Genomic DNA, 24,801 nt, shown 5'->3' with positions numbered 1-24,801 from the left:
CGGTCCTGAGCGCTGAAGGGGCACGGTCCGGGGAACCGGGCCGTGCCCCTTTGGCGTTTGCGATGTACCGTGCACCACCCAATTCACTCCGCCACCGGCCGGCCCCTGCCCACCCAGCCCGCCACTAACCCGGCCCACCCACCCGACTGGCCCCCAGCCCGCCCACCCGACTGGCCACCAGCCCGCCCACCCGCCAAAAATCGGACATCCGCGTTCCACGCAGCGTGCCGCGAGTCCATGGGCCGCGTGTCGTGCCGAATCTCCGATTTTTGAGCGCGAGTGGTCGGCCTTTCGCATCCGGATGCCCCACTACCCGAGGTCATACCTGAGGTCCCTTTGCGCCCGGCCCTCCCGAACCATCCGGGCAATGGTCTCGGCGACCTGGTCCCAATCGGTGTCGACCATCGTGGCCGGGATGCGCAGTACGCGCAGGCCCATCCATTGCACGGCGAGATCACGCTTTCTGTCTTCGTAGAAGGTCTCCCTGTGAAACTCGCCACCGTCGGTTTCGAGGTCGACCAGGTCCTCGATGACGTTGTCCAGGTATCCAGCGCCGGGCACGTACACCTGCGCCCTTACCGTGTAACCGGCCCGCCGCAGCCGCAATCGAGCATGAGTTTCGTAGCCCGATTGGGCACCGATCTCTGCCTCGGCGAGCACGCGCCGTAGGCGCGACGGGGCTTCATCACGCAGGGCTTGGAATTCCCCTCGGGAAATCGCCTTCTTGTAGACGGCGGACTCCAGCGAGGCCACGACGTCGTCGGGCGGGAGGCAGCACATCGCCTGGCGCAATGCCGCTGATACCGACACCCTGAGTGGGTCATCTCCGGACGATGCTCCCGACCAATGGATGCACGTATCTGGGGGAAGCAGAGCCGCATCGAGAAGCCGACCGGATGGCGGCATCCGCAGATGAATGCGCTTGTCCTGGCCCGTCCAGATTCCCCGTTCCCTGAGCACGCTCACGCAATCGAGCCGACCGCCGACGGCGAGGGCGAGACGCGCCTCACCGCTGAGATGTCCGCAGGCGTAGAGGCCGCGGCGAGGTCGCCACACGCCGGCGTCCGTGCCTAGGCGCGACAAGCCGTCTCTCGTCATCCCGGCGGCGAGGAGTTGGCGGGCCCAAGCAATGTGACCGAACGCACACAGAACCACCTTCCGAGCCTTGCTCGCGGGCAGCGCTGGATAAGAGAGGACTTCTGCCTCAGTGGACAACGTCGGTCCCGGCAGGCCTGGGGAGGACAAGGTCCGAGCGGCTGCTGGGACCTAATCCGGCGTCGCGTGACCCCGGAAAATCGGAACTTCTCTGCGGCACGCCGGCCGATGAAGGCGACACGCCGTCGGATCGCGCGGATCTCCGATTTTCCGCAGGCGAAGGCCGGCGAGAAGCCTCAATCGGCTGTGCTCACGGCACTGCTACTCAATGCACTCAATCGGTCCTGTGGAGAGTGCCAGCACTCTTCACATGACCTCAATCGCCTGTCAGACCCTCCCACTACCATTGAGCCGTGGTCACCGCCCTGTATCGCCGCTATCGGCCAGAGACGTTCGCCGAGATGATCGGCCAGTCTCAGGTGACCGAGCCGCTCATGACGGCGCTGCGCACGAATCGCGTGAACCACGCCTACCTGTTCAGCGGACCCCGCGGATGCGGCAAGACCACGAGCGCACGCATCCTCGCCCGCTGCCTGAACTGTGCAGAAGGCCCGACGGACACGCCATGTGGCAAGTGCCAGAGCTGCATCGAGTTGGGCAGGGGCGGGCAAGGATCGCTGGACGTCGTGGAGATCGACGCGGCGAGCCACAACGGTGTCGACGACGCGCGTGACATCAGGGAGCGGGCCATCTTCGCCCCGGCACGCGATCGCTACAAGATCTTCATTCTCGACGAGGCTCACATGGTGACGCCGCAGGGATTCAACGCCCTGCTGAAGATCGTGGAGGAGCCGCCCGAGCACGTGAAGTTCATCTTCGCGACGACCGAGCCCGACAAGGTGATCGGAACCATCCGGTCGCGAACGCACCACTATCCGTTCCGTCTCGTGCCGCCCGCGCAGATGCTCGACTACGTGCAGCAGCTGTGCGAGAGCGAGGGAATGGCGGTTGCTCCCGGCGTGCTGCCGCTCGTCGTGCGAGCCGGCGGAGGCTCGCCCCGCGACACCTTGTCTCTGCTCGACCAGCTCATCGCAGGCTCAGAGGGCTCGACCATCCAGTACGAACGGGCCGTCGCGCTGCTCGGCTACACGCACGCGGCGCTGCTCGACGAGGTCGTGGATGCCATCGGTGCCATGGATGCCGCATCCGCGTTCGCCGCCGTCGACCGCGTCATCCAGACGGGGCAAGACCCGAGGCGCTTCGTGGAAGACCTCCTCGAGCGACTGCGCGACCTCATCATCGTCGCTGCAACGTCTCCGGATGCCGCTGCAGCAGTGCTGCGCGGGACCCCGCAGGAGGAGCTGGACCGCATGTCGGTGCAGGCATCCGTGTTCGGTGCCGCGGAGCTTTCGCGCTGCGCCGACATCGTGAACGCCGCGCTCACCGAGATGACGGGGGCGACCTCGCCGAGGCTGCACCTCGAGCTCATGATCGCGCGGATGCTCGTGCCCGCTTCCGACGCGACGGAGCGCGGCGCGCTCGCCCGCGTCGAGCGCCTCGAACGCAGAGTGGGTGTGCAGGGCACGACGGAGGCCGTCGCCCGGGATGCCCGCGAGCAGCAGCCGCCCGCTCGCCCGACGCAGCCGGCGGCATCATCCGCCGCCGCAGCGACGTCTGCGTGGGCCGCGGACTCCGCTTCGACATCCACGACGAAATCGGCCCCGGCGGGCGTCACCGAGCCGGCCGCCACGAGCATCAAGGGACCGGCGCCCACGAGCACCAAGGGACCGGCTCCCGCAAGCTCAACCAGCTCTGCTCCCGTCGGCACCGCAGCATCCGCTCCCGCGAGCTCTGCTTCCGCCACCACAGCCGGCTCGGCGGGCACGAGCGCTGCGCCGCCGCAGGCATCCTCCGACCCGGCAGTCGCGCAGGCTGCGGCGTTCGCCGCGGCAGCCGCGGCGAAGAAGGGCGTCACGCCGGGCGCCTCAGGCGCCGACGCACCCGCAACACCGGGTCAAGACGCATCGGCCTGGGCGACGCCGGGAGTGACGGCGGACGGTCCTGCCGTTTCCGTCGGTCCCGTCACCACGCAGCAGGTGAGGGATGCCTGGCCCGAGATACTCGAGTCCGTCGCGGAGGCGAGCCGTAACGCCTGGGCCGTCGTCTACACGGCGACCGTACGCGCCCTCGACGGTGACGTGCTGTCCCTGACCTTCCCCAGTGCGAACGACGTCGAGAGTTTCCGTGGTACCCCGGGTGCGAAGGATGCCGCGAGCGAGGTGCTGCGGCAGTCGATCGTCGACCTGCTGGGCATCAGGGTCAAGTTCGTGGCCAAGCCTGCCGGTTCCGAGGGGGGACCCGGTGGTGGCAACGCAGGAACTGGTCCCGAAGGACCGGAGTCGAGTGCGCCTGACGTCGCCCCGGTTGCCGATGCTCCCGGTGCGAAGCCCGCGAGTGCGCCGGCGCCGGCCGCTCAGGATGTCGCGCCGCCGCAGCGACGGGAGCGCGTCTCCACCGTCGGCTCGGGTGGGGCTCGTGGGTCTGCTCAATCACGCGTGACCAGCGGCACGCCGGCCGCGCTTTCCGGTGCATCGCAGTCGTCGTCCGCCGTCAGCTGGTCGACCGTGCCGATCCCGGGCTCGTCGGCCACGGCCGTGCTCGAACGCCCGTCTGACGAGTCGGACCAAACGGAGCCGGACGGTCCCGTGACTGAGCCCCAGGTCGCCGATCGCCCGCGCGACAACCAGCCGACCGCCGGCCCGGCACCCACGCAATTCACCGACGCCGAAGCGCCCGACGACGACGAACCGCCGTTCCCCGACGAGTATCCCGGCGAACCGAGCCTGGCCTCGCTCGCCGGCAGTGCCGCGCCATCCTTCGCAGCGTCGCCCTCCGCGACGCAGCGCACATCGACCCAGTCGCGGCCGACGGCGTCGCCGGCGCCGCAGCCTGCGCCGCCAACCGTGCAGGGAAGCGCAGGTGGCGACCTGTCGCGAGCGAGCTCTCCCAGTGCTGGCTCCTCCGGTGCGAGCTCCTCCGGTACTGGCTCCTCCGGCGCGAACCCGTCGGGCGCGAATCCTGCCGGCGCAAACCCCATCGGCGCAAATCCCACCGGGGCGAACCCTAACCGCAGAGACGCTGCGTCCGACCGGAGCGCGCGGGCGACGGCATCCGTCGGATTCCGTGAACCGGCCAGGTACGGCGAGGCGGTCGTGCGCGAACTGCTCGGTGCCAAGTTCATCGAGGAGCAGGAGATCACGTCCACGCGGAGCCCCGGAGCATCCGCCGGCGCCGGCGGCTCAGGATGGTCGAGGTAGGCACGTGTACGAAGGCGTCGTCCAAGACCTGATCGACGAGCTGGGCCGATTGCCTGGGGTGGGTCCCAAGTCGGCTCAACGCATCGCGTTCTACATTCTGCAGACCGAGACCTACGACCCGTCGCGGCTTGCGGATGTGCTCACCACTGTTCGCGACAAGGTGCGGTTCTGCGAGATCTGCGGGAACGTCACCGAGCAGGTGACGTGCTCGATCTGCCGTGACCCGCGACGAGACCATGGGCTGATCTGCGTGGTCGAGGAGGCCAAGGATGTCGTGGCCATCGAGCGCACCCGTGAGTTCCGCGGGCTGTACCATGTGCTCGGAGGCGCGATCAGCCCCATCCAGGGCATCGGGCCCGACCAGCTGCGCATCCGACCGTTGATGACGCGGCTCGGGGATGCCTCTGTGCGCGAGATCATTATCGCCACGAATCCCAACGTGGAGGGCGAGGCGACGGCCGCATACCTCAGCCGCATGCTGCAGGTCATGGAGATACGCGTCACCAGGCTTGCGTCTGGGCTGCCGGTCGGCGGCGACCTCGAGTATGCCGACGAGGTCACGCTCGGCCGCGCGTTCGAGGGCCGTCGGCTCGTCGGCTGACGCTCGAATCCGGCGCGACCGGACCGGCCCGGTTGCGTCGACCGGGCCGAACCGACTCGGTCGACGCCCCGGGTGAACCGGCCCGTGAGCCGGCTCGGTGAGCCGTCTCGGTCATCCTCGATCATCTGATTGCAGGGATTGTCTGGGCCGCACGAGGTGATCGGCGGTACAGTCCGAAAGTCGAGGATGCCGTCGAACGGCGGCGCGTCACTTGGGGTGGGCAATGACGAATCCGAATGAGAAAGCACCGTACGACGACCGCGAAAGCGACGACCGCGAAAGGAACCTCCGCTCAGGTACGGCCGACAGTGCGCAGCCGACGAGACGCTCGTCGTTATCGCCGTGGACCGTGTGGCTCGTGGCAGCCATGGTCGCGATCGCCTTCGGCCTGGGCGCGGGGTGGCTCGGGGCCTCGTGGGAGGGGGCGATGTTCCCCTCGAGGGCGACCAGCGGCACGGCGCCGGGCAGCGCGGCGGGCACGTGCGACGCGGTGACGGTGGCGAACGACGTGCTGCCGACGATCGTGACGATCAATGTGACGGCTGCGGCCGGCAGCGGTGTCGGAAGCGGCGAGGTCATCCGCAGGAGCGGCTACATCGTGACGAACAACCACGTCATCTCGGCCGCACGCAACGGCGGCGGCATCACCGTGACGTTCTCCAACGGGCACACGGTGCCGGCTGACCTCGTGGGCCGCGACCCGCTCTCCGACCTCGCGGTGCTCAAAGTGACCGGCGAATCGGGGCTGCCCGTCATCGGCATCGGCGACAGCACGAATGTGGCTGTCGGACAGCCCGTGGTCGCTCTCGGTGCACCCCTCGGACTCTCGAGCACGGTCACGGCGGGAATCGTGAGCGCGCTCGGCCGCAACGTTCCCGTGCCGAGCGACGACGGCAAGACGGCCACTCTTGCGGGAGCGATACAGACGGATGCCTCGATCAACCCCGGCAATTCGGGCGGGGCTCTCGTGGACTGCCGCGGTCACCTCATCGGCATCAACACCGCCATCGCAACGGTGCCGAACGCCGAAGGCACCTCGGGAGGTGGTTCGGTCGGAATCGGGTTCGCGGTTCCGGTGAACCTCGCCATGCGGATCGCTGACCAGCTCATCGAGACGGGTCAGGTGGCCTACCCGTACCTCGGGGTGCAGGTGACGCCCATCCCGCCGGCTGTGGCGGAACGCTGGGGCATCCAAGACGGTCTCTACATTCAGGCAGTCGACCCCGCGGGTTCGGCTGCGGCCGCGGGGCTGAAGGCCGGAGACGTGGTCACGAAGATCGACGGTCACGCGGCGAACCGTGCCGACGTTCTGACGCAGCTGCAGCTGACGAAGAAGGCCGGCGACAAGGTGCAGATCACCTACGTGCGCGATGGAAGCGAGCGCACCGTGACGGCCACCTTGGTGGCTCAGCCGTCATGAAGCGGCCGGGCGACGCGCTCTGAACGAGCAGCGCCGCCCGGCCCTATGCCTCAGCGTGCGGTTGACGGTGACGTCACCACGGCGCTTTCGACGAACGCTGCACGACCGGAGTCCCCGCGACGGACTTCGCGAGTGTGACCGTGTTGATGTTCGGCGCCCAATCGTTCGGGTTGCCGAGTGTGATGGCACCGTTCGCCGTCGTCAGGGTGAGCGGACTCGTCAGGTTCCAGAAGCTCTGCCATGCGTAGTTGTTGCGCATGGTCGTCTGTACCGTTGATCCGCCCGCCTCTGAGATGTCGACGAAGCGGCTTATCACCTGCGGGTTGTAGTTGATCGACGACGACTGGGCGGCGTTGGCCGCGGCGAGCACGAGCTGGTAGTCGCCGGCGCCGAAGCCACTCGGCCGGTTCAGCGTCGCCGTGTTCGCCGCACCGTTGCCCAGATACTCGACGTCGTGGCCGCCCACGCCGTTCGAGTTCGCGGGCAGGGTCTGCACGACGGCCGATCCAGCGAGAGCGAGATCGCTGGGCGCGTAGGTCTTCGCGTAGCTCGAGTCGTGATCGGTGGCGATCTGATCGGCGCCCCGCAGCGTCGTCACGGCGGAGACATCCGCTCCACGTGGCGACGAGAGCGTCAGCTCGTTCACGCCCTCAGGCAGGAACACGCGGGCCGTCGCCGTCCAGTAGCCGGTGCCGTGCGAGCCGGGCAATGCAACATCGCGGCCGTTCACCGCCAGCGCCACCGTGGTGCTGCCCACCGCGTGGTACGCGACCGACACGTCGTAATACCCGGTGTCGGCGACGGCGGCGAAGACCGTGGCCGTGGCCTTGCCGCTCAGGCTCACGTCTCCGGCGGTCACCGCCCTTGAGTAGTCGACGGATGCTCCGCCCGCCAGCCGCGCATCGATCGCCGGGTAGCTGTCGCGTTCGCCATCGGTCACGTCATACAGATCGAAGCGATCGGCAGTGATGTCGGAACCCGGGAGCATGGTGCTGCCATCCGAGCTGGAGCGCAGCGAGAACGTGTGCGAACCCTTGCTCAGCTTCACGATGGCGGTCGCCGTTCCGCGGTAGGTCCAGCCCAGGTCGGCGGACCTCGAGACGACCTGATTGAGAGCGCCGTCCAGGAAGAGCGCCTGCTTACCAGGCGCCTGGTTCGCACCGCCCAGGATCTCGAGCCGGTAGGTGCCGTCGCGCGGGGCATCCACCTGCCAGGTGAGCGAGGAGTCCGGCTTGTTCATGCAGCCGACATCCTTGCTTCCCGAAGCGAGGTGCGACCATTCGGTGCTCGGGTCCTGATACGTGGGGCAGGCATCCACGACGGTTGCGTTCTCCGCTTCGGTCGAGTTCACGAGGTCGCCCGAGACGTCCTGCTGCAGAGCCAGATGCGGTGTGATCTCCACCTGGTATCCGGAGTAGCGATCGTTGTTCGGGATGCTCACGGTCGCCTTGCCGCTCGTGACGGTCGCCTGGGTGGAGAGGACCACCGGCGGCTGCAGGGAGTCGCCCTCGACGCCGTTGATGCGGTCTTGCCGCACGACCACATCGACGCTGCTGCCGAATGTCCTGTCGTCAAGGCCACTCAGGTTGAGCGTGATGTCGCTGCTTCCGCCGCCGAGCAGCACCGTCGCCTTGCGCTTCGCAGCGTCGATGGCTCCGATGCCCTGAAGGCTGTCGACGGTGTTGAGCTGCGGGGGAGCGACTGCCACCGTCTTGGAGCCGGCCAGGTCGCCGTACCACTTGAGCATCCACCAGCCGCCGTTGGCCCCGTTGACACGTGATGAGTTGTCGGAGAGGTTGCCTGCGTAGTTCCAGAAGGCGGCCTGCGCGTCGACCTTCTCGTCTTCGAACATGGCCAGCCACTGCACCATCTGCCCGGGCACGCCCATGTCGCGCGGCATGGCGTACTCCGTGATGTTCACGGGGATCGACGGCAGTCCGAGCTGACCAAGGAGCGAGCGGTACTCGCTCATGTGCGAGCGGAAGGTGGCGAGGTTCTGAGTTCCGAGCTCATGCCAGATCATGACGTCGGGCAGTTCGTCGTGCGCCTTGGCGTAGCTGAGGAAGTCGCTCACGCGGCCGGCACGCCAGACCGATTCGCCGTCGCCACCGATGCGAGCGTGCCCGAGCCCGTGCTCGGCGTAGACGCCTTCGATCACGTCGTAGGCGGCCGACCAGTCGGCGAGGAATTGATCCTTCTGCGTCGTCCAGTCCGGGTACCAGTTGCCGCCGTCAGGTTCGTTGAACGGGATGAAGACGTAGTCCTCCGGATGCTCCGACTTCGTCGCGACGTCCTCGACGGCCTTCTTCAGAATGGGCAGGTAGTCCCACACGCCATCGCCGTTCGCGTCGCCTGGGCGCTTGCCGCCGTTGTACGGCCAGTCCGGGTACATGTCCTGCACGTACACGTAGAGGTCCTTGCCGCCGCCGGCGAAGAATCCCTTCTCGACCTGCAGTGCGTCTCCGCTGGGATGCTGTGCCCCGGCAGGCGGCTTCTGCGACACGTTGGTCACGTGGGCGCCGTCGATGACCGCCTGGCTGGGTACACCGGGGTCACCGAGCCCATAGAGGCTGCCGGAGGCACCGCCGCGGAAGTCGCCGGTCGTGTTGCCGAAGTCGACGGAAAGGGTCTGGCCCGATGCGGCGGTCGCGGGGGCTGCGCCGGCAAGCGCAGCGCCGACCGTCAACGTTGCCGCCACGGCGCATCCGATCGCGGCTCGCCATCGTGTCGCAGGCATGCGTACTCCTTCGTACTCGTGAGGATGGGGCGCTCTCGAGCAATTTGAAAGCGCTATCAGAAACTGTAGACCCGTTCTGATAGCGGTTTCAAGGGTGCCCGGCAGATGTGCCGCGGTGTGCACGCCGAGGTCGGTTCGGCCAACTCAGATGCGCTGCCGCCTGCGCCAAGACCCGTAGCAGCCGCAGCTCAGGAGCGCACGCGGCGTGAATGCCGAGACCGGTAGCGGCGAAAGCTCAGGAGCGCGCGTGCCGAGTGCGGCCGGGCGCGGCAGCGCTGTCTCGCCGCACCACGCGTGGACGCTCAGACGAGAAGCGGATGTCGCTCGACCCCGTGATCGCGTTCTGCAACAGCTCGAAGCCTCTGCGGCCGAGGCCCGCGAAGTCCTGGTCGACCGTGGTGAGAGCCGGGACCCACAGCTCGGCGAGCGGATGGTCGTCGAATCCGACGACGCTGACATCGTCTGGCACCCGGAGGCCGTGATCCGACAGGCCTCTGATGACACCCATGGCGATCTCGTCGTTGCCGCAGAACACCGCTGTCACGTCCGGGTCTTGGGCGAGCACTTGGCCGACCTCACGCCCGCTCCTGGGTTCCCAGGTGGCGTCGAGCGGGGGAGGCACGGGTGCCCCGGCAGTGCGCAACGCTCGTTTCCAGCCGGTTGTGCGTCCGTCCTCACGACGCGAAGGCGGCACGCGCACGTGGTGCACGGTCGCGTGCCCCAGCTCGAGCAGGTATTCGGTCAGCTCCTGAGCGCCACGCGTCTCGTCGATCACCGCTTGCGCGACACCGCGCTCTCGCACGCCCGACAGCGCGACGACCGGCAGGCCCTCTGGCATCCTGTGCAGCGCAGCCACGCCCGGCTTGTCGAACTTGAGTACGACGACGCCCGCTATCGCCTGGTTGAGCGCCATCGTCACGGCGTGTTCGACGTCGGCATCGTCCGCGCTCTCGACCACGGTGATCATGACGGTGTAGCCCTCTGCGCGTGCTGCTTCCTCGACGCCCCTGATCGCCTCCGCGTATCCATAATTGGACGTGTTTCCCGCGATGACGGCTATGACATCCGACTTGCCGGATGCCAGTGCGCGCGCGGCCGCGCTCGGCCTGAATCCCAGCCGCGCGATCGCCGCTTCGACGCGCTCGCGCTTGTCCGGTCGCACGTTCGCGGCGCCCGTGAGCACACGGGAGACCGTGGGAACGGAGACATCGGCGAGCTTTGCGACGTCCGCCATCGTGGGGGTGCGTGCCACGCCCGGTGCGCTCATGAACCTGCCTTCACGGATGTCACTTGACCGCGCCGCTGGTGATCCCCGAGATGATCTTGCGCTGCAGTGCAACGAAGGTGATCAGCAGCGGAAGGCTCATCAGAATGATGTACGCGAATATCAAGTGCCAATTCTGAAGATAGAGCCCTGAGCTCGCGACTTGGTACAGGTTCAACGGGAGCGTGTCGAGTCGGCCGCCGATCACGAACAAGGCGTAGAAGACGTCGTTCCAGATATAGAGGCAGATCAGGATCGTCGCCGTGGCCAGCGTTGGCGTCAGCAACGGCAGGATGATGCGCACGAACACCGCGAACGGCGACGCCCCGTCCATGCGCGCGGCTTCCTCCAACTCGGGCGGAATGGTGCGGATGAACCCTGTGACGAAGAACACCACGGTCGAGAGGTACATGCCGGTGTACACGCTGATCATGCCGATCGCGGTGCCCGCCAAGCCGAGCTGACGAAGCAGGAGCACGATCGTCACGACAGCAGGTGGCAGCACTATGCCACTGATGGCGAGCGCGTACAGGAAGGCGACCATCCGCGACTTGCGTCTGGCGAGGATCCACGAGGCCATCGCGCCGAGCGCGAGTACGAGTACGACGGACGGGACCATGATGAGCAGGCTGCCGAAGAACGCGGGCAGCATGCGGCCCTGGTCGAGAACGGTGGCGAAGTTCTGCAGCAGCTGCCAGTGCGACGGAAGCGACAGGTTCGGATTCAGCGCCTGCGCCTGATCCTTGCCGGCCGTGAAGACCACGACGGCGAACGGGATGCCCAGCAGCAGCACGGCGACGAGCACGGCCGAGATCGGCTGAAGCGGGTGACGGCGGCGGCGCCGCACACTTGCTGTGGTCACAGCACTTCCTCTCTCTTGCGGAGGAACCAGATGACGGGGAAGGCGAGGATGGCCACCATCAGGAACAGCATCAGGCTCATGGTCGTCGCCTGGGCGAACAGGCCCTGCCCGAAGGTGCGGAACACGAAGATGTTCAGGAGCTCCGTCGTGCCGCCAGGGCCGCCCGCCGTCGTGGCCTGCACGATGTCGAATCCGTTCATGGATCCGAGCAGGGCAGTCGCCACGTTGAACGTGATCGCGGGGGCGAGGAGTGGCCACCTGATGGAGCGGAACGTGCGCCAGCGGCCGGCCCCGTCGATGCGGGATGCCTCCACCAGGTCTTCGTTGATCGTCTTCAGCCCCGCGAGGTAGATGAGCATCGACAGGCCCATCCACTTCCAGGCGTGGATGACGGCGACCACGACGATGGTCCAGGTCGTCGACCCCAGCCATGGAATGGTCACGTGCTGACCGGTGACGAAACCGAGGATTCCGTTGATCACGCCGTTCGGCTTCAGCATCGCCTGGAAGATATAGCCGACCGCCAGTGCCGACATGACGACGGGAACGAAGAATGCCGCTCGCACGAATCGGTTGATCCTGGTGTCCTTCTCGAGGAGGAGGGCGAGCAGCAGCCCGAACAGGTTCTGGAACAGCGCAACGAGTACGGCGTACACGAGGGTGATGCGCAGGTCGGCCAGGAGGCTGCCGTTGCTGAGCAGTTGTCCGAAGTTCGCAACGCCGACGAAGTTGATCTGGGACTTGAAACTCGACCAGTCGGTGAAGGCGTAGACGAAGTTGTAGAGCGTCGGCAGGAAGAAGAACACGACGAGCACGGCGAGCGCCGGCACCAGGAACCAGTAGGGATGGTCGCTGCGCCGGCCACTTCTGCCGGCCGCGCGGTATCCGGTGGGCTCCGCCGTCTTCGCCGCCGGCTTCGTGATGTCGAGGATGGACATTCTCGGGCCTTTCGTTCAGGTGCCGGCGGAGGGAACCGCCGGCACCTGAGGGTGGATCGGGATCAGAACCCCTTGACGCCTTGCGCCTTCGCCAACTGCGCGAACTGGATCTGTGTGGTCTCCGCGACCTGCTCGGGCGTCTTCGTGCCCTGGATCATGTCGCCGAGGTTGAGGTAGAGGTCGGGGTTGGCCACCGCGAGCGCCTGCATGGAGCCGACGGAGTCGTCGAGCGAGGCGGCGACATCCTTCAATGCGGTGGGAACGCTCGACGGCGTTGCTGTCCCCTTCAGGAGCGAGACGGTGTTCTGCGTCTTCACGAACGACCCGTAGCCCTGACCGAGCCAGTACGACAGGAACTGCCGGGCTGCGGCCTCACGCTTGCTGTCTCCGGTCTTGAAGGCGACGAGCGCGTTGCTCTGATCGGGGATGTAAGTGCCGATGTTGCCGGACGGCGAGATGGGGAAGAACCCGATCTTCGCGTTCAGCTCCTTGGTGGAGGCGGTCGCCTGCAGCTCACCGAAGAACGAGTTCACCTGAAGGGCCATCGCCGTCTTGCCGCCGAGGAGTGCGCTTCCCTGGTCCTCGAAGGTCGCCGTCTTGAGGTCGGAGTTGAAGTACCCGTCATCGATCAGCGACTTGTACTGCTTGATGGCATTGAGGATCGTGGGGTCGGTGAACTTCTCCTTGTTCTGGTTCACGCGATCCCAGAGGCCGTTCTTGGCGGCATCCGCGAGCTGAGCCTGAACCCACCACTGGGTGGCCCACGGGCTTCCGCCGCCGCCGAAGTCGTAGAACGGGTCGATGCCCTTGTTCTTCAGCGTCTGCGCGTCGGCGATGAGGTCCTTCCAGTTCGTGGGGGTGCTGGAGAGGCCGGCCTTCGCGAAGACGTCCTTGTTGTAGTACACGCCGATCACGGCAGGCGTCGTGACGAGTGCGGCGTACCGGGTTCCGTCGAGGAGGCCGGTCATCTTGCCGAGATTGCCCGTGTAGTTCTTCGCCCAAGGCGCGCCCTCGAGCGATTGCAGATTGGTCTTGGCGTTGATCGTGGTGAGCATGGACGCCGTCGGCTGCCAGAACGCGAGGTCGGGCTTGTCACCCGTTGCGACCTTGGTCTCCACGCCCTGCTCGTATGGGTCGGGAATGGTCACCACCTTCACCTGGGCGCCTGTCAGCTTCTCGAATCCCGTGATGACCGAGTCCGCGGTCTTGTTCGAGTTCTGTGCGGCCCAGATGGTGAGGGTGGTGCCCTTCAGATCGGTGTTCTGCGCAGGCCATTGGGCGCTGCCGCCGGAGGTTCCGCCTGAGCCGGGGTCGCTGCATCCGCTCAGGGCGAGGGCTGCTGCCGCCGCCACGGCGGCGAGCCCGACGAGTGTCTTCTTCATTGAATTGCTCCTTGATGAGGTAACGATCATCTCGTTACGTGTGCTGTGTCAGTTGCTGGGTCCGCCGTCGGCGGTGAGACGGAACAATCGGGCGCCGGGGGAGCCGGTGTGGTTGTGCACCCGTATGGTTCCGCTTTCCCCCAGGTGCTCGGCGGACCATTCGGTCAGAGCTCGGGGGAAGACTGTGCGAAGCAAGGAGCCACGTGCTGTTGCGAACCGGCCCTCGATCGGAACGGACACGGTGGAGATCGAGGGGTCACGGTTCCACAAGAGCAGCGTGGTCTCCGATTGCGAGGTGAGGCCGAGCCCGACCCAGGAGTCGTCCCAACCAGGCAGCCCGAGCGGCCAGAACGGCCTCGCGGTGCGCAGATGCTGCCTCAGCGAGCGGGCGATGGCCACGGCGTCCGCGACGAGCGCACGTTGCTCCGCTGACATGTGGTCGAGATGGCCCGAGAGGAAGAAGCGTCCGGCGAGGCCCGTGGCGAGCGTGAACGCGATCTCTTCGTCGGTCATCGACGGTTGCGGGTATGCCCAGTTGGCTGCTTGCTCCGGCAGCACCAGCATGGGCGCGGCGGCGGCGATGGGCGGGTACTTGAGGGCATCCTGCTGATCGGAGGTCGACTGCAGTTGCAGCCTCGACATGATGCCCCAATCGGAGCGCATGGCCCCCGATCCGCAGTTCTCGAGCACGAGCTGCGGATGCCTGTCAAGAACGGAATCGAGCCACGCCAGGTGCGCCCGATTGTGCTCGAGGAGGGCATCGCCCGTGCTGTCGGCGGCTCTGTCGCTGCCCGTCCCGGGGTCGATGTTGTAGTCGAGCTTGAAATAGCCGATGCCGTGATCCGCCACGAGACGGTCGATGACGCCGTCGACATGCGCCCTCGCAGCCGGGTGGCGGAGATCGAGGTGATACCTGCCGTGCTCGACGATGCGTTCGCCGCCCAGGCTGAAGAAGGCCTCATCGGGAAGCTCGGCAGCGAGGGGGCTGTTGACTCCGACGACCTCCGGCTCGAGCCACAGGCCAGGAGTCATCCCGCGCAGACGGATGTGCTCGATGACGTGGCCGAGTCCGCTCGGGAATCTCGTGTGCGACGGCTGCCACGCTCCGACGCTGTCCCACCAGTCGCCGGAGTCGTCGTACCAGCCGGCGTCGATGCAGAACACCTCGGCCCCGACGCTCGCGGCCGCCTCGACGAGCGGAAGGAGCTTCTCCTCGGTCGGGTCGCCGGCCAGGGTGTTCATGTAGTCGTTGAAGAGGATGGGCAGGCGCTCGGCATCGGGATGCCTGCGACGGCTCGTCCTGCGATGTTCGGTCATCGCCGCGACAGCGCCCTCGAAGTCCTGACCGATTGCGAGCGCCACGGGAACCGTAACGAACTCCTCGCCCGGCGCGAGTTGCTTGAGCCAGTTGTGGTCGGGGTGCGTCGGCCCGGAGAGCGAGAGGTACGACCCGACCGAATCCCGCCCGATCTCCCAGCGCCACGAACCGTTGTGCTCGATCTGCCACATCCAGGCGATCCCGGCGCGCTCGACGACGCCCACGGGCAAGTGCTTGCCGGTGGACCAGGTCCCCGTGGACACGAGCGAGAGCTCGCCGCGCTGAAGGTGCCCCGCGAAGTCCTCGCCGACATCCGGGAGCTCTTCGTTCAGATCGGTCGCGGACCACCGGCCCTCTGCTAGCCAGTCGCTGCGCCCCTGGCGCAGAAGCCACGGGCTAGCGCCGTCCGGATTGCTGCCGAGCGGAACGGTGAGCGACGGCACGGATCGCAGGATGACGGGTCGAGAGCCGACGTTCTTGACGGCGACGGATGCCTGCACCGCCGACACACCGTGGGCCCGAACCAGCGAAAGCTCGGCCTCGATTCCCGAGGCGGCATGTCGCACGGTGATCGTGAGACGGGATCCGGTCGCTGTCTGCGTCACGGTATGGGAGACGTATCGTGCCTCTGCCCCGATCAGTGTGCGGGCGAGGCGGTCGTTCGCGGGAAGGTGCCCTTGCGCAGCAGTGACGATCTCGACCAGCGGCACGGAGTGTGGCAGCTCCACATCGACGCCGGCGGTGCGCACGCTCGCGAGGGCTGGAGAGCTCGCATCCGACCAGCGGATCTCGAACAAGAGATCCTCGTCTCCCCAGTGGAGAGTGCGGACCCCCTCTGCCGAATCGTGGCGAACCGGTAGGGCCGGATCGTCAAGGCGGAGGGTGGTCTCGGTCATCGTCGTCCTCAGGTTCGGGATGGGCCTCGGGCAGCTGCACCCGGATGCTTGGCCGGGTCATGATCCGCTCGAGATGCCTGCATCGGGAGCAAGCTTGATAGCGCTTTCAGGAATATACACCGAGATTTCTGAAACCGCTATCAAGAGTTCACGGGGCCGGCAGCCCCACGTCGCCGGGCCCGGAGATCTGGCGCAGCTGCGCGCCTGATCGACGGTCGGTGCGCAGCGGCGTCAGATCCGACTCGACGAGGCCGCACCCCGGGCAGGGCGAGGCCGGGCCGCCGCTGCGAGCAGCCCCGCAGCCGGCCCGTCATCGGCCCCGCAGATCGAGGGCTGTTGCGCGCCGGAGCGACGATCGGTGTGCAATCGCGTCAGGTCTGGCTCGACCAGAATCTGCGGAGGGCGGGGCTGGGCTCACCTCTCGGGCGGCTACGGGCCGGGCTCGGGCTTAGGTCAACTACACGCGCATGTGGGCCCGCAGATCTGGCGCTGTTGCGCGTCTTATCGACGGTCGGTGTGCAACGGCGTCGGATCTGGGCGGATCGGACCCCGCCCGCGCCGCGACCCGGCCTGCCTCAGGCTTCGGGCAACCACACCCGCATGTCGTCGGCGCCCCGATTCGCCCACGCGAAGTACGGGATACCGGTCAGTGCTTGGCCATCGCGGGTGCGTACCGAGATCCCCACGAGCCCCGGGACGAGGTCGGGACCTTCGGCCTCCGAGAGCGAATCCGGCTCCACGGAGACGTCATCGAGCACGACGCCCTCAGGCTGGTCGGCACGCTCGAATGCGTAGACGAGGGGACCGCGTTCCACGGCGACCGAGCCGCGCACGGCATCCACACGCGGATGCGGCCGGGTGACACGTGCCGTCAGCGGAAGTACGAACTCGAGCGTGTCCCCGGCGGCGAAGGCGCGGGTGACCGTGGCGTAACGCCCGGGGGTGACATCCGCGCCGTCGAGCGTTGCGCCTTCGGCCCATGCCGGCACCCGGAGGCTCAGCGTGACAGCGGCGGTCGGGGCGGAGTTCACCGTCACGCGCACTCGGCCGTCCCATGGGTACTCGGTGTGCACGGTCAGCTCGACCTCGCCGGCATCCGTTCTCGCTCGCACGGCACCCGACACGTACTGGTGCAGCTGAACCCCGTCCGAGTCGGATGTCGCCAGGTATCCGCCGAGGCTTGACAGGGTGCGCATGATGTTCGGAGGGCAGCAGGCGCAGCCGAACCAGCGCAGGCGCCCGTTCTTGGGGGTCCGCTCGTCGTCCGCATGGGCGTTGTGCCGCACCTGCAGCGGATTGACGTAGAAGTAGTCGCCGCCTCGCAGCGACACTCCTGCGAGGAAGCCGTTGTAGAGGAGCCGCTCGATCTGGTCGCCGTAGGATGCCTCGCCGGTGGCGAGCAGCATCCGCCACGCCCACTGCACGGCACCGATGGCGGCGCATGTCTCGGCGTATGCGCGGTCGGACGGCAGCTCGTACTCGTCTCCGAAAGCCTCGCCGTCCCATCTGGCGCCGAGACCGCCGGTGACGTACTGCTTCGTCGCCGCCATGTGGTCGTATTGCTTGCCGAGCGTCGCCAGCAACTCGCTGTCCGAGGTCTCGATCGCGACGTCGGTCGCGCCCGTCGTGAGGTAGACGGCTCGCACCGCGTGACCCTCGACGGTGGACGCCTCCCGCACAGGCACGCGGTCGGAGAGGTAGGTGGAATTGCCGCCGAAGCGCTCGAGCGTGTCGTGTCCCCGGGCATCGACGAACCAGCGCGCCAGGTCGAGGTACTCTTCCGTGCCGGTCTCGCGGTAGAGCTCGACGAGCGCCGTCTCGACCACCGGATGCCCGTCCACGTCGCCCTCGCTGCCGGTCGCCGAGCGCGGTCCGAACTCGCGGACCAGGTGATCGGCCACGCGAACCGCCACGTTCAGCAGGTCGTCACGGCCCGTCGCCCGCTTCTGCGCGACGGCGGCCTGGATCAGGTGTCCGGCGCAGTAGTGCTCGTGGTTGCGCTCCGGATGCCGGTAACGCTCGCCTTCGCGGAGTCTCACGACCGTATTGAGGTAGCCGTCGTCCTCCTGGGCAGCGGACACGAGCTCGGTGATCTCGAGCTGGTCGGCCAGCAACTGCTCGTCGGGCTCGCGTGCGTACTCCCAGGCCGCGGCCTCCAGCCACTTGTAGACATCCGAGTCGGCGAAGATCGGGCCGACGGCCTCACCTTCTGCGCGACCGGCGGCGATCTCGAAGTTGCGGAGGTTGCCGGCATCCCGCAGCTGGCGCAGGCCGTCAGGAATGGAGACGTCGCGGTTGGCGCGCTGGCGATCGAGCCAGAATCCCTCGCCGATCGACACGTCCGAAAGGGCGAGCGGGCGAAGCGCCGTCGGGGCGAGCGGATGCGCCGGCCCGTCGACGCGCACGTCGGGGTCGGAGTGAGTGGGAGCTGTTGACGAGGCGATGGTGGACACGACGATGATCCTCGGTGATGTGGTGGTTGCGTGAGTTCGTGAGAACATTCCGGAACGTTCCGGACCAAACATTCACGGTAACTCGGCCGCGCTCCGCGGTCAACCCGCCGACGCTTGATATTCTGGGCGCTTGACGGCGCGGAACGGCTTTCCGCGGCGTGTACGGGTGAACGCAAAGGAAGGCGGGAGACGTGGTCGTGGAGCCGGTGTCGGGGCATCCCACCGTGCGCGTGGCGGATGTCGCGCTCGCCGCAGGCGTCTCTCCTGCGACCGCCTCGAAGGCGCTGAACAACACGGGCCAGCTTCGGGAGAGCACCCGCCGTCGTGTTCGTGAAGCCGCCGATCGCCTCGGCTTCACCGAGCGGGCGAGGGAAGCGACCAGAAGCGTGACGGTGGCGCTGCTCACCGGCGACTCCAATGGCCGCTTCAGCCTGCCGATTCTGCTCGGGGCGGAGAACGCACTGAGCCTCGGTCAGATCATGGTGCTGCTCTGCGACACACGCGACGACCCTTTGCGCGAGCAGTACTACCTGGAGCGGCTGCGGGAGCAGCGCGTCGACGGCGTCATCGTGACCGGAGGATTCACCGATCCGCGCCGATCGCTCAAGGCCGACGTGCCCGTTGTGTACGCGCATGCCCCGTCGCAGGACGAGAACGACATGTCGGTTGTGACCGATGACGCAGCAGGGGCAGCCCTTATCGTCGACCACCTTGCGAGCCTCGGCAGGCAGAGGCTGGCGCACATCACCGGACCGGTCGATCAGTTCAGCGCGAAGGTGCGAGCGGATGCCACGCGAGACGCAGCCGAGCGAGCCGGCCGTTCTCTCGTGCACGAGCCCCTGCACGGTGCGTGGAGCGAGGCGTGGGGCCGCGCGGCGATCGACATCCTGCTCGACCACGGGGACGAGACGCCGGATGCCGTCAGCTGCGGAAACGATCAGATCGCGCGTGGCGTGGTCGACCGGCTTCGTGAACGCGGCGTCGTGGTGCCTGACGAGATCGCCGTCACCGGATTCGATGACTGGGACGTGATCGTCGAGGGCAGCCGCCCTCCGCTCACGACCGTGAATCGTCGACTCGGTGACGTGGGGCGCCGAGCCGGGGAGCTCCTGCTGGATGCCATCGCCGGCTCCCCGTTGCCCGGCATCCAACGCGTGCAGCCCGAACTCGTGGCAAGGGGGTCGACACTCGGCGTCGTGTGACTCTGCCCGCCTGAACGGTGCGGGCCCGAGTAGGGGCGATCGCTCACCCGGCTATCGTGATGCCTCATGGACAGCCCTGACCTCGCACCCGAGACACGCCGCGCGGGTGTGCGCGAGGTGGCGGCGCTCGCCGGCGTGTCGACGCAGACGGTGTCCAGGGTTATCAACGAGCACCCGAGCGTGCGGAACGAGACGCGGCAGCGGGTGCAAGACGCCATGCTCTCCCTCGGCTACCGCGTCAACAACGCGGCCCGCACACTGGGCACTCGTCGCACGCGCACGCTCGGGGTCATCGCGTCGAACGCGGCGCTGTTCGGGCCGTCGATGGGCGTGGTTGCGCTGGAGGGCGCCGCCCGCGCGGCGGGCAGGTGGGTGACCACTGTCTATGCCGATGCCTCGGATGAATCGTCGGCCGTGGCATCCCTCGAGCATCTGCTTTCGCAGGGTGTCGACGGTGTCGTGGTCGTCGCCCCTCGCGTGTCGACCGTTTCGACCCTGCTCGAGCACGGCACCGGCGTTCGGATCGCGTCCCTGCCGTCCGATGAAGGCGCGCGAAGGCAGGCCGAGGGATCCGCTCTCGTGGTGCGGCATCTGGTCGATCGGGGGCATCGGCGCATTGCGCGGCTGGGTGGTCCGGCCGATTGGGTGGAAGAGGCCACGAGGGCTCGCGGGTTCGAAGAGGCCATGTCCGCCGCCGGTATCGATCCGGTTGAACGGTGGACCGGGGACTGGTCGGCGGCATCCGGCGCCGCGCGCGCCGAAGACATCGCGGAGTGCGTGCGCTCCGCAGCCATCACGGCCGTGATCGTGGCGAACGACCAGATGGCGCTCGGGCTCATGTCGGGCCTCGAGCTGCTGGGCGTCTCCGTTCCCGGCGACGTCTCTGTCGTGGGATTCGACGACAACACCGACGCCGCCTTCTACCGGCCACCGCTCACGACCGTGCGCATGGACGTCGACGGCGAGGCCAGGGCGTGCGTCGCGGAGGTGCTCGGTGTCGAGGCCGTTGAACAGGCATCCATCGCGCCGCCGCGTCTCGTCGTTCGGGAATCCGCGGCGGACATCCTATGAGGGGATCTGTCGTCGTTCGGGGATCGGCGGCCGACGTCCGATGACAGGATGCCTCGCCCCAGCGCCCACGGGACCGGACTGGCCCCAGAGGCCACCGGACCGGACTGGCCCCGCCTCCATGTGACCGGTAACATGCCAGAGGAGCGCGGCCGGCCGTGTGGTAGACCGACCGAAGGGCGCTGAAGCGCGAACGACGTGATGTCGAGACGGAGGAGTCAGTGACGATTCTGGATGCCGATACCGAGGCAGCCGTGGCAAGAGTGCGCGAGGAGGTCGCGAGACTGCATGGTGAGCTCGTGCGTTACGGCCTCGTCGTGTGGACCGGGGGCAACGTCTCGGGGCGTGTCCCGGGGGCAGACCTGTTCGTGATCAAGCCGTCCGGGGTTTCGTACGACGATCTCGCGCCAGAGAACATGATCCTGTGCGACCTCGACGGCAACGTCATCCCTGGTACGCCCGGCAGCGAGCGTTCGCCGTCCAGTGACACCGCTGCACACGCATACGTCTACCGGAATATGCCCGATGTCGGTGGCGTGGTGCACACGCACTCGACGTACGCGGTCGCCTGGGCGGCCCGCGGCGAGGAGATCCCGTGCGTCATCACGGCCATGGCCGACGAGTTCGGCGGTCCGATCCCGGTCGGCCCCTTCGCGATCATCGGTGATGACTCCATCGGCAGGGGCATTGTCGAGACGCTTCGCGGACACCGCAGCCGCGCGGTGCTCATGCAGAACCACGGTCCGTTCACGATCGGCGTGAGTGCGAAGGATGCCGTCAAGGCGGCCGTCATGGTCGAGGACGTCGCTCGCACGGTGCACATCGCCAGCCAGGGCGGCGACCTGATCCCCATTCCACCGGAGTCGATCGACCGGCTCTACGACAGGTATCAGAACGTCTACGGCCAGGCGACGGATGCCCGCAGGAGCGACTCGTGAGCGCGGCCGACGCCGCCGCGTCGGGCGTCGCGGCCGACGTCATCCGATCCGGTCGGGCCGTGCTCGGCATCGAGCTCGGATCCACGCGCATCAAGGCCTGCCTGATCGGCGACGATCCGGCGGTGACGATCGCCACCGGCAGCCACGCGTGGGAGAACGCGTTCGTCGACCGCAGGTGGACCTACTCGCTCGAGGATGTCTGGAGCGGAATCCAGGCGGCATACGCCGACCTGGTGGCAGACGTGCGGCGACGCTACGACGGCGAGCTCACCTCGCTCGGCGCTATCGGCATCTCGGCGATGATGCACGGTTACCTGCCGTTCGATGGCAACGGCGAGTTGCTCGTTCCGTTCCGCACCTGGCGCAACACCACGACGGGGCCCGCCGCAGCCGAACTCAGCGAGCTGTTCGGTGTGAACATCCCGCTGCGCTGGTCGGTGGCTCACCTCTATCAGGCGGTGCTCGACGACGAGCCGCACGTGCCGCAGGTCGCCTTCACGACGACGCTCGCTGGTTACGTGCACTGGAAACTGACGGGCCGCAAGGTGCTCGGCGTCGGCGACGCCTCCGGCATGTTCCCGATCGATTCCGCGACCGGTAATTACGACGCCGACCTGCTCGCCCGCCTCGACACCCTCGTATCCTCCCGCAGCGAGGCGAAGGCCGCCATCCCAGCCCCCCTCGCCAGCCTCCTCCCCGAGGTGCTCTCGGCAGGTGAGCCGGCGGGCGAACTGACGGGGGAGGGTGCGGCGCTGCTCGACCCGTCCGGGGTGCTGCAGCCGGGCATCCCGCTGTGTCCGCCAGAGGGGGATGCCGGCACCGGCATGGTCGCGACAAACGCGGTCGCACCGCGAACCGGCAACGTGAGTGCCGGCACGAGCATCTTCGCGATGGTCGTGCTCGAGCATCCGTTGGCCGAGTCGCACGAGGAGCTCGACCTCGTCACGACGCCGTCCGGCGACCCCGTCGCGATGGTGCACTGCAACAACGGGGCGAGCGAGCTGGCCGAATGGGCCGGACTCTTCTCACGGTTCGCCGAGCTCGCGGGCTCGGACCTGAACGCAGACGGTGTGTTCGAGCTGCTGTTCCGTGAAGCGTTGAACGGCGAAGCGGATGCCGGCGGCCTGCTCGCGTACAACTACCTCGCTGGAGAGCCGGTGACAGGTACGGACGAGGGGCGTCCGCTCTTCGTGCGCACGCCAGACAGCCGGTTCACGCTGGCGAACGTCATCCGTGCTCAGCTCTACGGCGTGTTCGGCACGCTCAGCCTCGGGATGCGCGTGCTCTCCGACGAAGGTGTTGCGATCGACCGGATGCTCGCCCACGGCGGCATCTTCCGCACCGCCGGTGTCGCGCAGCGCTTTCTCGCGGCGGCGCTGAACGCGCCGGTGGCTGTGGGCGAGACCGCGGCGGAGGGTGGCGCCTGGGGGATCGCGGTGCTCGCCGCGTACGCACGCGAGGCATCCGTCTCCAGCGAAGCCCGGCCGGCCCTGGCCGACTACCTGAACGAGCGCGTCTTCGCGAACGCCGCGGTGCACACCGCGGAGCCAGACGCCGGGGACGTCGCCGGATTCGAGGCCTACCTCGAGAAGTACCGCGCCGGCCTCGCCGTCGAGCGCGCGGCGATCACTGCGCTGTAGCTCGCGTCGCCCCGAGAGACACACATCAACACAGACACATAAGGAACATCCATGACTCGCACTCCTCTCACCACCTCGCTCGACGGCTACGAGGTCTGGTTCCTCACCGGGAGCCAGCACCTGTACGGCCCGGAGACGCTGGCGCAGGTCGCCGATCAGTCGCGCGCCATCTCCGACCAGCTCGGGGCATCGTCGGATGTGCCGGTGCGCATCGTATGGAAGCCGGTGCTGACCGGCTCGGACCAGATCCGGCGGATCGCGCTCGAGGCGAACGCCGACGACTCGGTAATCGGCGTGATCGCATGGATGCACACGTTCAGCCCGGCGAAGATGTGGATCGCGGGGCTCGACGCGCTGCAGAAGCCGCTTCTGCACCTGCACACGCAGGCCAATGTGGAGCTGCCGTGGAGTGAGATCGACTTCGACTTCATGAACCTGAACCAGGCCGCCCACGGTGACCGGGAGTTCGGCTACATCCAGTCCAGGCTCGGTGTCTCGCGCACGACGGTCGTCGGCCACGTCAGCGATCCGGCCGTGAGCGGCCGCATCGGTACGTGGGCGCGCGCTGCTGCAGGATACGCGGCATCCCGTTCTCTCAAGCTGGCCCGGTTCGGTGACAACATGCGGTTCGTGGCCGTGACCGAGGGTGACAAGACCGAGGCCGAACACGTCTTCGGAGTGCAGGTGAACACCTGGGGCGTGAACGAGCTTGCGGATGCTGTCGCGCAGGCATCCGAGTCGGACATCGATGCGCTCGTGGCCGAATACGAAGAGCTGTACGACGTGGTTCCCGAGCTGCGTCGCGACGGAGAGCGCCATCAGTCGCTGCGCGACGGCGCGGCCATCGAGCTCGGCCTGCGCTCGTTCCTCGAGGAGGGCGGGTTCGGTGCGTTCACGACCAACTTCGAAGACCTCGGCGCTCTCAAGCAGCTGCCCGGTCTTGCCGTGCAGCGGCTCATGGCCGAGGGCTACGGATTCGGTGCGGAGGGCGACTGGAAGACAGCCGTGCTCGTGCGCGTCGCGAACGTGATGGGTGCGGGTCTTCCGGGTGGGGCATCCCTGATGGAGGACTACACGTACGACCTGACCCCGGGGCAGGAGCGCATTCTCGGTGCCCACATGCTCGAGGTGAGCCCGTCGCTGAGCTCGGCGAAGCCGACGCTGGAGATCCACCCGCTGGGCATCGGCGGCAAGGACGACCCCGTGCGCCTGGTCTTCAACGCGGATGCCGGCCCGGCCGTGGTCGTTGCGCTCTCGGATATGCGCGACCGCTTCCGCCTCACCGCCAACGTCGTCGAGGTGGTGCCGCCCACCGAGCCCCTGCCGAAGCTGCCGGTCGGACGTGCCGTGTGGATTCCGGAGCCCGACTTCCGCACGTCGGCGTGGGCCTGGCTGCAGGCCGGTGCCGCGCACCACACGGTGATGACGAACGCCGTGGGCATCGAGGCGTGGGAGGACTTCGCTCGCATGGCCGACACCGAGCTCGTGGTGATCGACAACGACACGAGGCCTCGCGAGTTCGAGCAGCAGCTCAAGTGGAGTGCCGCGTACTGGCGTCTCCAGCGCGGCATCTGACGCGAGCGCGACGGCACCAGCAACTGATTGCGCCAGTTCGGCGTGCTTGCGCCAGTAAATGGGGCGCAATCACGACGAACTGGCGCAAAAAGCGC

General features: G+C 67.6%; 17 protein-coding genes. 9 read left to right on the top strand and 8 right to left on the bottom strand.

The genetic code is table 11. From position 1 onward, the window contains the following. Positions 1-309: 309 nt before the first annotated feature. Positions 310-810 (bottom strand): hypothetical protein, encoded by a 501-nt coding sequence (locus ACO2Q7_RS12625; RefSeq protein ID WP_423356056.1) that lies wholly within the window; start codon positions 808-810, stop codon positions 310-312. Positions 811-846: 36 nt separating this feature from the next. On the opposite strand from ACO2Q7_RS12625, the gene ACO2Q7_RS12620 reads away from it, so the two are divergent. The 4 genes from ACO2Q7_RS12620 to ACO2Q7_RS12605 all read left to right on the top strand — a co-directional run bounded on the left by ACO2Q7_RS12620 (position 847) and on the right by ACO2Q7_RS12605 (position 6,433). Then, complete coding sequence (locus tag ACO2Q7_RS12620) at positions 847-1,074, top strand: hypothetical protein (RefSeq protein ID WP_423356055.1); 228 nt, start codon at positions 847-849, stop codon at positions 1,072-1,074. Between the two features lie 434 nt (positions 1,075-1,508). Beyond that, entirely contained in the window at positions 1,509-4,412 is a 2,904-nt protein-coding gene (locus ACO2Q7_RS12615) for a DNA polymerase III subunit gamma and tau (RefSeq protein WP_423356054.1), read from the top strand. A gap of 4 nt (positions 4,413-4,416) precedes the next feature. After that, the gene (recR, locus tag ACO2Q7_RS12610) at positions 4,417-5,013 is read left to right on the top strand and encodes a recombination mediator RecR (RefSeq protein ID WP_423356053.1); all 597 of its coding nucleotides are present in this window, start codon (positions 4,417-4,419) and stop codon (positions 5,011-5,013) included. A gap of 223 nt (positions 5,014-5,236) precedes the next feature. Next, entirely contained in the window at positions 5,237-6,433 is a 1,197-nt protein-coding gene (locus tag ACO2Q7_RS12605) for a S1C family serine protease (protein ID WP_423356052.1), read from the top strand. Between the two features lie 73 nt (positions 6,434-6,506). Here ACO2Q7_RS12605 and ACO2Q7_RS12600 read toward each other — a convergent pair whose 3' ends face one another. The 7 genes from ACO2Q7_RS12600 to ACO2Q7_RS12570 all read right to left on the bottom strand — a co-directional run bounded on the left by ACO2Q7_RS12600 (position 6,507) and on the right by ACO2Q7_RS12570 (position 18,283). Beyond that, complete coding sequence (locus ACO2Q7_RS12600; RefSeq protein WP_423356051.1) at positions 6,507-9,170, bottom strand: hypothetical protein; 2,664 nt, start codon at positions 9,168-9,170, stop codon at positions 6,507-6,509. 235 nt (positions 9,171-9,405) lie between these two features. Beyond that, positions 9,406-10,437, bottom strand: coding sequence for a LacI family DNA-binding transcriptional regulator (locus ACO2Q7_RS12595; RefSeq protein ID WP_423356050.1), 1,032 nt, complete (start codon positions 10,435-10,437; stop codon positions 9,406-9,408). A gap of 19 nt (positions 10,438-10,456) precedes the next feature. Continuing rightward, on the bottom strand, positions 10,457-11,296 hold the full coding sequence (locus ACO2Q7_RS12590; protein ID WP_423356049.1) for a carbohydrate ABC transporter permease: 840 nt from the start codon (positions 11,294-11,296) through the stop codon (positions 10,457-10,459). Continuing rightward, positions 11,293-12,234 (bottom strand): carbohydrate ABC transporter permease, encoded by a 942-nt coding sequence (locus tag ACO2Q7_RS12585; RefSeq protein ID WP_423356048.1) that lies wholly within the window; start codon positions 12,232-12,234, stop codon positions 11,293-11,295. The genes ACO2Q7_RS12590 and ACO2Q7_RS12585 overlap by 4 nt, the downstream gene beginning before the upstream one ends. A gap of 62 nt (positions 12,235-12,296) precedes the next feature. Next, positions 12,297-13,616 carry an ABC transporter substrate-binding protein gene (locus ACO2Q7_RS12580; RefSeq protein ID WP_423356047.1) on the bottom strand — a complete coding sequence of 440 codons (1,320 nt, stop codon included), beginning with the start codon at positions 13,614-13,616 and terminating at the stop codon, positions 12,297-12,299. 48 nt (positions 13,617-13,664) lie between these two features. Beyond that, entirely contained in the window at positions 13,665-15,830 is a 2,166-nt protein-coding gene (locus tag ACO2Q7_RS12575; RefSeq protein ID WP_423356046.1) for a glycoside hydrolase family 36 protein, read from the bottom strand. Between the two features lie 575 nt (positions 15,831-16,405). Continuing rightward, positions 16,406-18,283: a glycoside hydrolase family 127 protein gene (locus ACO2Q7_RS12570; protein WP_423356045.1), complete on the bottom strand. Its 1,878-nt coding sequence runs from the start codon at positions 18,281-18,283 to the stop codon at positions 16,406-16,408. A 191-nt stretch (positions 18,284-18,474) separates the two neighbouring features. On the opposite strand from ACO2Q7_RS12570, the gene ACO2Q7_RS12565 reads away from it, so the two are divergent. The 5 genes from ACO2Q7_RS12565 (at position 18,475) to araA (ending at position 24,706) form a co-directional block, all read left to right on the top strand. Then, on the top strand, positions 18,475-19,485 hold the full coding sequence (locus ACO2Q7_RS12565) for a LacI family DNA-binding transcriptional regulator (RefSeq protein WP_423356044.1): 1,011 nt from the start codon (positions 18,475-18,477) through the stop codon (positions 19,483-19,485). A 66-nt stretch (positions 19,486-19,551) separates the two neighbouring features. Further along, positions 19,552-20,556: a LacI family DNA-binding transcriptional regulator gene (locus tag ACO2Q7_RS12560; protein ID WP_423356043.1), complete on the top strand. Its 1,005-nt coding sequence runs from the start codon at positions 19,552-19,554 to the stop codon at positions 20,554-20,556. A gap of 224 nt (positions 20,557-20,780) precedes the next feature. Beyond that, complete coding sequence (locus ACO2Q7_RS12555; protein ID WP_423356500.1) at positions 20,781-21,491, top strand: L-ribulose-5-phosphate 4-epimerase; 711 nt, start codon at positions 20,781-20,783, stop codon at positions 21,489-21,491. Then, a complete protein-coding gene (locus ACO2Q7_RS12550) occupies positions 21,488-23,131 on the top strand; it encodes a xylulokinase (RefSeq protein ID WP_423356042.1) in 1,644 nt (547 codons plus the stop codon). The genes ACO2Q7_RS12555 and ACO2Q7_RS12550 overlap by 4 nt, the downstream gene beginning before the upstream one ends. A 51-nt stretch (positions 23,132-23,182) precedes the next feature. Further along, the gene (araA, locus tag ACO2Q7_RS12545) at positions 23,183-24,706 is read left to right on the top strand and encodes an L-arabinose isomerase (protein ID WP_423356041.1); all 1,524 of its coding nucleotides are present in this window, start codon (positions 23,183-23,185) and stop codon (positions 24,704-24,706) included. Positions 24,707-24,801 lie beyond the last annotated feature (95 nt).

This window comes from Rathayibacter sp. KR2-224, assembly GCF_049446075.1.
Lineage (GTDB): Bacteria > Actinomycetota > Actinomycetes > Actinomycetales > Microbacteriaceae > Humibacter.
This window is presented reverse-complemented; position numbering and strand designations above follow the sequence as displayed.

Excerpts from the sequence above, each read along its gene's own strand:
- ACO2Q7_RS12620 (WP_423356055.1), top strand. The coding sequence starts at position 847 with ATGGATGCACGTATCTGGGGGAAGCAGAGCCGCATCGAGAAGCCGACC.
- ACO2Q7_RS12605 (WP_423356052.1), top strand. The coding sequence starts at position 5,237 with ATGACGAATCCGAATGAGAAAGCACCGTACGACGACCGCGAAAGCGAC.
- ACO2Q7_RS12600 (WP_423356051.1), bottom strand. The coding sequence starts at position 9,170 with ATGCCTGCGACACGATGGCGAGCCGCGATCGGATGCGCCGTGGCGGCA.
- ACO2Q7_RS12595 (WP_423356050.1), bottom strand. The coding sequence starts at position 10,437 with ATGAGCGCACCGGGCGTGGCACGCACCCCCACGATGGCGGACGTCGCA.
- ACO2Q7_RS12585 (WP_423356048.1), bottom strand. The coding sequence starts at position 12,234 with ATGTCCATCCTCGACATCACGAAGCCGGCGGCGAAGACGGCGGAGCCC.
- ACO2Q7_RS12580 (WP_423356047.1), bottom strand. The coding sequence starts at position 13,616 with ATGAAGAAGACACTCGTCGGGCTCGCCGCCGTGGCGGCGGCAGCAGCC.
- ACO2Q7_RS12575 (WP_423356046.1), bottom strand. The coding sequence starts at position 15,830 with ATGACCGAGACCACCCTCCGCCTTGACGATCCGGCCCTACCGGTTCGC.
- ACO2Q7_RS12560 (WP_423356043.1), top strand. The coding sequence starts at position 19,552 with ATGGACAGCCCTGACCTCGCACCCGAGACACGCCGCGCGGGTGTGCGC.
- araA (WP_423356041.1), top strand. The coding sequence starts at position 23,183 with ATGACTCGCACTCCTCTCACCACCTCGCTCGACGGCTACGAGGTCTGG.